The organism is Asticcacaulis solisilvae (genome assembly GCF_017875235.1).
GTDB classification, from domain to species: Bacteria; Pseudomonadota; Alphaproteobacteria; order Caulobacterales; family Caulobacteraceae; genus Asticcacaulis; species Asticcacaulis solisilvae_A.
Window position 1 is genome coordinate 1 of the sequence record NZ_JAGGMI010000027.1, and the last position, 7,182, is coordinate 7,182.

Genomic DNA, 7,182 nt, shown 5'->3' on the forward strand with positions numbered 1-7,182 from the left:
GCGCGACAGGGAGGAGGGAGTGTGCTGATCCGTCTCAGGCTATCAAACCACTCCCTCGCATTAAAGCGATATGGCGAAAAGTGCCAAGATGCGTTTTTTTGGGGTTTTCGCCTTAAATATCGCGACAAAACAAAAACTTAGATCGGCATGATGTGTCCACTTAAAATCATGCCGATCTAGCCACGGGTGCATACGGAGGTCGTTTTTCTCCCTCCTCCCTGTGCCGAAGGCATGGGGAGGGGGACCGCCGAAGGCGGTGGAGGGGTCCGTCTCAGGCGTTGACACATCCTCCGCCGGATCAAGCCTCCCGCCCCTACCCGATCCGCGCACTCGCGGTCATGGTCCGTGTCTCCTCGGCCGCCTTCGTGCGCCTCAGCATGATGAAGGTGCCGGCAAAGACCTGGCCGTCCTCAATAATGCGCCATTCGCCGTGGATCTCGTCGCCCTCACTCGATAGCCGCCCGTCATAGGTAACACTGTGCGCCCAGCCGCCGCCACCATCATAGGTCTTGACGAACGACACGGCCGTATCATGCACGGCGCCATCGACAAAGGCCGCCTGCAGCGGCACCATGGCCAGGTCGTCGTCAACCTCTTCCGTGATCGATCCGAAGAAACGCCGGCCCGTCTGCACCAGGCGGGCCGTGAAATGACAGGGCTCAAGCCCTTCCTCGTCAGGGTAACTGTAGGTGCCGTTCCACGTCCCGGTAACCGAGCCAGACATGGCCTGGCTATTCACCGCCGCCCGGAGACTGCCTTATCTCCTTGGCCACGCAGTCGGGGCCTTCGAAGCCATAGCTCAGCACGCGGTGGTCCGGGCTGATGACGAAGCGCGTCTCGCAATAGGTTTCCCAGTATTTCGGCGGCACCCAGACGGATTCATAGGTGGTGACCGTCCGCTTTTTTATGTTGCCCTTCTTGTCCTTGTACTTTTCCTCATAGGAGCCATTGGCCACCTGGGAATAGGAATTGCCCGACTGGCGCTCGGTGATCTTGCGGTAAGTCCACAGTTCATTACCGTCGGAAAGCTTCGACACGCGGTCGGGCGCCCCCCATTCGACCTGCAGCTGATCGCTGTGCATGCCGGTCATCAGGTCCATGTGCTGGCGATAACCTTCCACCGTGGCGCACCCGGTCACGGCGACGACAACGCTCAAGGCTGCGATGATAGCTATACGGCGCATTGGCTCCCCCTCTTTTGCCGGCCAAGGCTAACAGAGATTTGACCGGACGTACATATCCGGTCTCGCGCTGTCCGAGTTGACAATCCCGCTTGCGGAGCTATCCTCTCCGCATGGCAATCCGGGCTAAACTCGCGATATCGCAATCGCTCAAGGGACATCCTGTCACAGGATCATAGCCCGAAGTCCGGCCGTCAGCGCCCTCCGGACTTCGGGAGGGCCGCGCATTCCGGCAGGTGACACCTCACCGCCCAATGCCATCCGGCGCACGCAATCCCCGACATTTTCCGCTTTTGCTCACGCAAGGGCCCCATTGTGTGCATATCCATGTCTGAAACCCTTACACTCCCAAAGATCGTCATCAGCCGGGACGACTTCGAAACCCTCGGCAACCTGGCCGAGATCGCCGCACCCGACCAGAAGGCCGCCGCCGACCTGCTGCAGCGCGAATTGCAGCGGGCCCGGATCGTGGCGCCGGAAAAGCTCGATCCCGGCGTCGTGCGCATTGGCGCCTTTGTTTGCTACCGCCTGGGCGCCGGGCCGGAGCGGACGGTGCAGCTGGTGCTGCCCTACCAGGCCGATATCGCGCACAATCGCATCTCCGTGCTGACGCCCGTCGGCGCCGCCCTGATCGGCCTCAGCCACGGCCAGGCCATCCGGTTCACCGCGACGGACGGCCGCAGCCAGGTGCTCCAGGTCATACGCGTCAGCCAGACGGGAGACATGTCATGACCGCGGTGCTCCAGGTCCGCGACTACCGCCTGCTGCGCCAGTTGTTCGACCGCCTGAACGGCTCGAAGGAACCCTTCGAACGTATCGTCCGCCAAAAGCTTGAAACAGCACGCCTTTTGCTGCCGGGAGAAGAGCCCTCCCCGTTGGTCCGCCTGGGCAGCCGCGTCCGGTTCCGCATCAACGACGCGCCGGCGGAAGAACGGATGCTGGTCCTGTCGGACGACTACAGGCCCGACGGCCATTGCCTGGCGCTCGACAGCCCGATCGGCGTGGCGCTGCTGGGTTACCAGGCCGGCGACGTCATCGATGCCGAATGGCGCAGCGAATGCCCCGAACCCATCACCATACTGAATGTCCGCAATCCTTCGCCTCCGGCCCTGCGCCGCGACGGCGTGGTCGTGCCCTTTCCCGGCCGTCCGAACTGATCCGTGGAGGAACCCATGCCCCCCAACGACAAGACCAAACCGGCGCCCCGTCCCGACTGTCCGCGCCAGTATCACGACGACTATATCGGCCGGCCGGCAAGCCGGGCACGGTGGCCTGTCCTGCTGGCCGCGCTGGGTGGACTGCTGCTCATATGCGCCGCGTTCCATGTCGTCAGCCAAGGCGGGATCGGTTAGCCAGGTCCACGAAGAGCCGGACAGGCACAATCGTCTTGCTGGTTCCGATGGTTCGTGCTTGTCTTGCGGCATAGGGGGAGACATATGCGCATATCCGTCATCGCCGCAGCCATGCTGCTGGCATCCGCCACGGCGGCCATCGCCGAACCGGCCGAAATTCCGTTCCGCAACGTCTTCGCGACCCTGGCCGAAAAGACCACGCGCGCGTCTGACCGGGCCTTTTTCGAGACCGAGGTGCTGCGCGGCCAGGCCATGGCCGAACCCGACCGGTTCAGCGACCGCGCGGGCGCCACGAAATACACCTATGGCCCGCAGATGCGTCAGGGCATCGCCTATCTCAACAGCACCGGCGCCAAAAACACCGTGTCCTTCAGCGCCGAGTCAGGCCTTGCCGACCGCGGCGCGGACTGCCTGACCTTCGCGGAGGCCGACGGCGAACTTCTGCGCCATGGCTGGTCATATACCCGTCCAAAGACGACAACCTCACCCGGCGAGATGGTCGGCGCCGTCTATCAGCGTGCCGGCGTCGCGCTGAGCCTTTCGAACACGGCCATCATGATGTCGTTCGAAAGCATGGCGTCATCGCCCGAAGCCCGGAAGGCGGCGCGTGACAGGCTGGAGGCCCTTCGCCAGGAGCGGCTGAACACGACACGCGGCACCGAAGCCTATGCGAAGCTGTGCCCGGACATGATCGACGTCGCCTTTGTCCGGCAGGACTGACGCCATGACGGAGGCCGCCGACGACGACGATGATGATGATGATGATGACGCCATGTTCATGCGGACCTTCGAACTGGACGGCGAGCCGACCGTGGAGGCCTGGGTTTGGCCGCCAGAGGAGGACGAGGACATGCAGGCAATCCGTTGTTACTATCAGATCGTCGGCATGGGCGATGAAAAGTTCCGCTCGGCCTACGGCGTCGACGGGTTTCAGGCGCTCACGACGGCCCTGAACTTCATAGCCGTGCACCTTTACAACTCCGATGAATACAAGGCCGGGCGGCTGACGTTTTACGGCGCGCCGGACCTGCACCTGCCGGAACGCCCGGGTTTGCGCTTCGATAAGTATGGCCATGAGAACGCCGCCGTCATCTTTCAAAGCCAACACTACGGCATGGTGCTGATGCCGCAGGAACGGTTTCCGCGCATTGCCATCGAAGCCCAGTGGTTCAAAAGGCTTGGTACGGGGGTAAAAGCGGTTGCATTGAGAAAGAGCGGTAAGAGACGCGCGAACCGGCTGGCCAGGTCTCTACGGCGAATTCGCGCCTACTATGAGGCGGTGTGCAAACAGGAAGGTCTTGCCCTGCCCTACGCCGATAAACCCAAGAAGTAATATCCCCGCCGAGGAAGCGCCTTGTCTTCAGTGGCGCCGCGCAGGATCTTGAGACTGTAGGGGCGCCGCGATTGCAATCATCACCCGGCACGCCCATGTTCTTGTCACACCAATATGAAGAGAGGAACATGCGCTTTTCAGGCTTAATCGTCTTGAGCGTGCTGATAGCTGCGGCCGCCCTGCCCGGGCCGGCGAATGCGCAATCCACGGCGCCGGCCCACAAGGTCATCGAACATAAGCTCGCCGATATCGCCGACCTTCTCTATATGCGGCCGTACTGCGAAGCCGCTGGCTACCGCATCGACGCGCAGGCCACTGAAAAAACGCTCGCACCGGTCATCGCAGACGCCGTCGCCGCCGGCATGCCCGCCGACACCGCCTCTGCCATGGCTGACGCCGCGCTGGCTTCCCGCGCAGCCGAAGGTAGTGAAGTCCTCCGAAAATACCGAGCGGCCCATGCTGCGGCTTCTGCGTCCGGCGATGTCCATGCGCCCTTTATCGCGCTGAACGACTGGCGCAGATATGTCGACGGAAAATGCTATGCGCTGTCCACATCGCTGGACTTTCGCCCCATCATAACCGCGCCGGAAGACATCCCCGCCGCCAACGGCGTCCTGTCGAAGTGGCTGCTCGATCCGGGCGGCATAGCCAACACAAGAGCGGAATAGACGCCTACCCCGCCATCACCTTGCTGAGCGCGGTTTCAAGGTCCTCGACGGTGAACGGTTTGAGCAGGAAACTATCCATGCCGGCGCGCTGGCACAGCACCCGCACGCCCTGTGAGGTGTGGCCCGTCATGCCTATGACCGGATTGGGCTCGAAGCCCGCCGTCCGTTCGATCTTGCGGATCAGCGCCGTGGCTTCGATGCCGTCCATGATCGGCATTTCGACGTCCATCAGGATCGCGACATAACGGTTCGCCTGGGCCCGCGTCACGGCGTCGCGGCCGTTCGCCACGACGTCGGCGTCGAAGCCCAGTTCCCTGGCCATCTCCTCCGCCACGAAGGCGGCGGGCGCAAAGTCCTCGGCGATCAGGATGCGGCCTTTGCTCACTTCTGGTCACTCCACTGTCAGGATGGCAGGGTAGCGAACCCGCCCATAAGCAATCAGTACGCGCAATCGATTGAGCCGATAAATGTCGATGTGTGACGTAGCGTCGCCTTGATCGTGCGGTTACGCAATAGCAAGCCAGCCATGCCATGATTGCCTAAACCGGAGGGCATGAATGGACTGGATAAAGCTCTTTCTCTCGCTGTTCGGGCGCATCGGCCGCCGCCTTTACGGCATCGCCATGGCCGCCGTCATCGCCACGCAGATACTCAGCCCGCTGTCGGCCTCCTGATCATTCCCACACGCGATTATCCGGCCCTGTGCCTGACCACCAAGCGGCTGCACCGCTGGAACCGGTCGGCGTCAAGAGGTGGGCGCTGGCAAAATCGGTTCGCGGTGACGGCGTCTTTATCCTTAAATGCAATCGTTTGCTGAATTAACCTAACCGAAACGCTCAGGCCCTAGTGTGCGCCGACATATGGGACAGCTCAGCGCAGGTTGAGACGGCTTCCCGATAACACCCGGGAGACTTTGAATGACCGAAGGTCTGGCGCTTATTATCGAAGACAGCTTCACGCAGTCCCAGATCATCGGCCGCATGCTGGCGGACCAGGATTGGCGCACCGTGCACGCGCGCTCGCTGGAGGAAGGCCTGCAGGCGATCATCCGCCACAAGCCGGGCCTGATCTTCGTCGATGTTTTCCTGGGCGAGGAAAACAGCCTCGGCGCCCTGCCCCAGATCCGCGAACTGGCCAATGACGCCGCCATCGCCGTCATGACCGCCGGCAACCGCGCCGAGGATATCAACCACACGCTGGATGAGGCCCGCCGCGCCCGCGCCGACTACGTCCTGCAGAAACCCTTTTCGCGCAAGCAGATCGGCGCCATCGTCGCGGCCGCCGAGCAGGACTATGCGCAAGGATCGCGCCGCCGCCACGCCCTGGTCGTCGAAGACAGCCAGACCGTCCTGAAACTGACCACCCAGATGCTGGAGGACAGTGGCTTCCGCGTCAGCGCGGCGCAGTCGATGGAAGACGCCCTGACCAATGTCGACATCGGCCATATCGACCTGGCCGTCTGCGACATCTTCATGCCGGGGATCGGCGGGCTGGAAGGCATCAAGCGCATCAAGCGCAGCTGGCCCGCGGTTAGGGTCCTGGCCATGTCGGCCGGGCTCGGCGATCGTATTTCGCCCGAACGCGCGATCTCCGCCGCGCTTCTGGCCGGCGCCGATGCCGAAATCAGCAAGCCCTTCACGGCGATCGCGTTTGCCAATGCCGTGGCCGAACTGATGGTGCGCAACTAAAGCGATATGCCAAAAAGTGTGCAGCGGTTTTGGGCTAAATATCGCGATAAAACAAAAAACGAGAGCATGATGACGGTTCGATTTAAACGCATCATGCTCTAGGCCGCGTGGCCCGGCCTGAAACTTTTTCTTTGCGCCTGTCGATCGTGACCGGGGCCGTTCGTTGTGCTGATATCACCAGGACAAACGGAGCCACATCATGACCGCCACCATCACCGCCTTTGCAAGTTCGCCCGACCGTGGCCGGGGCCTTGCCCGCGACATGCGCGTGCGCTGGGCCTTCGAAGAGGTCGGCCAGCCCTACGACGTCCGCCTCGTCTCGTTCAAGGCAATGAAGGAAACGGCACATATGCGGCTGCATCCGTTCGGCCAGATCCCGACGCTCGAGGACCGTGGTATCCAACTGTTCGAGACCGGCGCCATCATCCTGCATATCGCCGAACGCCATGCGGGCCTGCTGCCGGACGACGCCGCCTCCCGGGCGCGGGCGATCGCCTGGATGTTCTGCGCGCTCAACACGATCGAACCGCCGATCGTCGAGCGCGAACAGACGCGCTTCACCGAAGGCGACAAGCCGTGGCATGCCGAGCGCGTGCCCCTGATGGACGACCGCATCCGCACCCGCCTGCGCCAGTTGTCGGCGTGGCTGGGCGACAGGGACTGGCTCGAAGATGTTTTCAGCGCCGGCGACCTGATGATGGTGATGGTACTGCGCCGCGCCGAGGGCACCGGCCTGATCGACGAATTTCCGAACCTGACGGCGTATGTGGCGCGCGCGGAGGCCCGTCCAGCCTATCAGCGGGCCTATGACGCCCAGCACGCGGTTTTCGTAGCGGCGGGTGATAAACGGCGCTGACGGGGGAAGGTCGACTGCCGGAGAATACCCCTCCACCGCTACGCGCCCTCCTCCCCGCAGCGTAGCCTGAGGCGGATCAGCATACTCCCTCCTCCCTGTCGCGT

The 7,182-nt window shown here is 62.8% G+C and carries 11 protein-coding genes; 8 read left to right on the forward strand and 3 right to left on the reverse strand.

Annotated elements, in window-relative coordinates:
- Nucleotides 1-313: 313 nt before the first annotated feature.
- Together J2X24_RS22315 and J2X24_RS22320 are read right to left on the reverse strand one after the other, a co-directional pair.
- A complete protein-coding gene (locus J2X24_RS22315) occupies nucleotides 314-724 on the reverse strand; it encodes a hypothetical protein (protein ID WP_209726289.1) in 411 nt (136 codons plus the stop codon).
- A gap of 7 nt (nucleotides 725-731) precedes the next feature.
- Nucleotides 732-1,184, reverse strand: coding sequence for a hypothetical protein (locus J2X24_RS22320; RefSeq protein ID WP_209726291.1), 453 nt, complete (start codon nucleotides 1,182-1,184; stop codon nucleotides 732-734).
- Nucleotides 1,185-1,508: 324 nt separating this feature from the next.
- On the opposite strand from J2X24_RS22320, the gene rnk reads away from it, so the two are divergent.
- The 6 genes from rnk (at nucleotide 1,509) to J2X24_RS22350 (ending at nucleotide 4,534) form a co-directional block, all read left to right on the forward strand.
- A complete protein-coding gene (rnk, locus tag J2X24_RS22325; protein ID WP_209726294.1) occupies nucleotides 1,509-1,913 on the forward strand; it encodes a nucleoside diphosphate kinase regulator in 405 nt (134 codons plus the stop codon).
- A complete protein-coding gene (locus J2X24_RS22330; protein WP_209726296.1) occupies nucleotides 1,910-2,338 on the forward strand; it encodes a GreA/GreB family elongation factor in 429 nt (142 codons plus the stop codon). The genes rnk and J2X24_RS22330 overlap by 4 nt, the downstream gene beginning before the upstream one ends.
- Nucleotides 2,339-2,353: 15 nt before the next feature.
- The gene (locus J2X24_RS22335) at nucleotides 2,354-2,533 is read left to right on the forward strand and encodes a hypothetical protein (RefSeq protein ID WP_209726298.1); all 180 of its coding nucleotides are present in this window, start codon (nucleotides 2,354-2,356) and stop codon (nucleotides 2,531-2,533) included.
- Nucleotides 2,534-2,617: 84 nt separating this feature from the next.
- Nucleotides 2,618-3,253, forward strand: coding sequence for a hypothetical protein (locus J2X24_RS22340; protein WP_209726300.1), 636 nt, complete (start codon nucleotides 2,618-2,620; stop codon nucleotides 3,251-3,253).
- Nucleotides 3,254-3,257: 4 nt separating this feature from the next.
- Nucleotides 3,258-3,866: a DUF6968 family protein gene (locus J2X24_RS22345; protein ID WP_209726302.1), complete on the forward strand. Its 609-nt coding sequence runs from the start codon at nucleotides 3,258-3,260 to the stop codon at nucleotides 3,864-3,866.
- 128 nt (nucleotides 3,867-3,994) lie between these two features.
- Complete coding sequence (locus J2X24_RS22350) at nucleotides 3,995-4,534, forward strand: hypothetical protein (RefSeq protein ID WP_209726304.1); 540 nt, start codon at nucleotides 3,995-3,997, stop codon at nucleotides 4,532-4,534.
- 4 nt (nucleotides 4,535-4,538) lie between these two features.
- Here J2X24_RS22350 and J2X24_RS22355 read toward each other — a convergent pair whose 3' ends face one another.
- Nucleotides 4,539-4,919 carry a response regulator gene (locus tag J2X24_RS22355; protein WP_209726306.1) on the reverse strand — a complete coding sequence of 127 codons (381 nt, stop codon included), beginning with the start codon at nucleotides 4,917-4,919 and terminating at the stop codon, nucleotides 4,539-4,541.
- Between the two features lie 532 nt (nucleotides 4,920-5,451).
- Between J2X24_RS22355 and J2X24_RS22360 the strand changes: the two genes are divergently transcribed.
- Together J2X24_RS22360 and J2X24_RS22365 are read left to right on the forward strand one after the other, a co-directional pair.
- Entirely contained in the window at nucleotides 5,452-6,222 is a 771-nt protein-coding gene (locus J2X24_RS22360) for a response regulator (RefSeq protein ID WP_209726308.1), read from the forward strand.
- A 199-nt stretch (nucleotides 6,223-6,421) separates the two neighbouring features.
- Nucleotides 6,422-7,078: a glutathione S-transferase family protein gene (locus tag J2X24_RS22365; RefSeq protein ID WP_209726310.1), complete on the forward strand. Its 657-nt coding sequence runs from the start codon at nucleotides 6,422-6,424 to the stop codon at nucleotides 7,076-7,078.
- Nucleotides 7,079-7,182: the final 104 nt, after the last annotated feature.

Excerpts from the sequence above, each read along its gene's own strand:
- J2X24_RS22315 (WP_209726289.1), bottom strand. The coding sequence starts at position 724 with ATGTCTGGCTCGGTTACCGGGACGTGGAACGGCACCTACAGTTACCCT.
- J2X24_RS22320 (WP_209726291.1), bottom strand. The coding sequence starts at position 1,184 with ATGCGCCGTATAGCTATCATCGCAGCCTTGAGCGTTGTCGTCGCCGTG.
- rnk (WP_209726294.1), top strand. The coding sequence starts at position 1,509 with ATGTCTGAAACCCTTACACTCCCAAAGATCGTCATCAGCCGGGACGAC.
- J2X24_RS22330 (WP_209726296.1), top strand. The coding sequence starts at position 1,910 with ATGACCGCGGTGCTCCAGGTCCGCGACTACCGCCTGCTGCGCCAGTTG.
- J2X24_RS22335 (WP_209726298.1), top strand. The coding sequence starts at position 2,354 with ATGCCCCCCAACGACAAGACCAAACCGGCGCCCCGTCCCGACTGTCCG.
- J2X24_RS22340 (WP_209726300.1), top strand. The coding sequence starts at position 2,618 with ATGCGCATATCCGTCATCGCCGCAGCCATGCTGCTGGCATCCGCCACG.
- J2X24_RS22345 (WP_209726302.1), top strand. The coding sequence starts at position 3,258 with ATGACGGAGGCCGCCGACGACGACGATGATGATGATGATGATGACGCC.
- J2X24_RS22350 (WP_209726304.1), top strand. The coding sequence starts at position 3,995 with ATGCGCTTTTCAGGCTTAATCGTCTTGAGCGTGCTGATAGCTGCGGCC.
- J2X24_RS22360 (WP_209726308.1), top strand. The coding sequence starts at position 5,452 with ATGACCGAAGGTCTGGCGCTTATTATCGAAGACAGCTTCACGCAGTCC.
- J2X24_RS22365 (WP_209726310.1), top strand. The coding sequence starts at position 6,422 with ATGACCGCCACCATCACCGCCTTTGCAAGTTCGCCCGACCGTGGCCGG.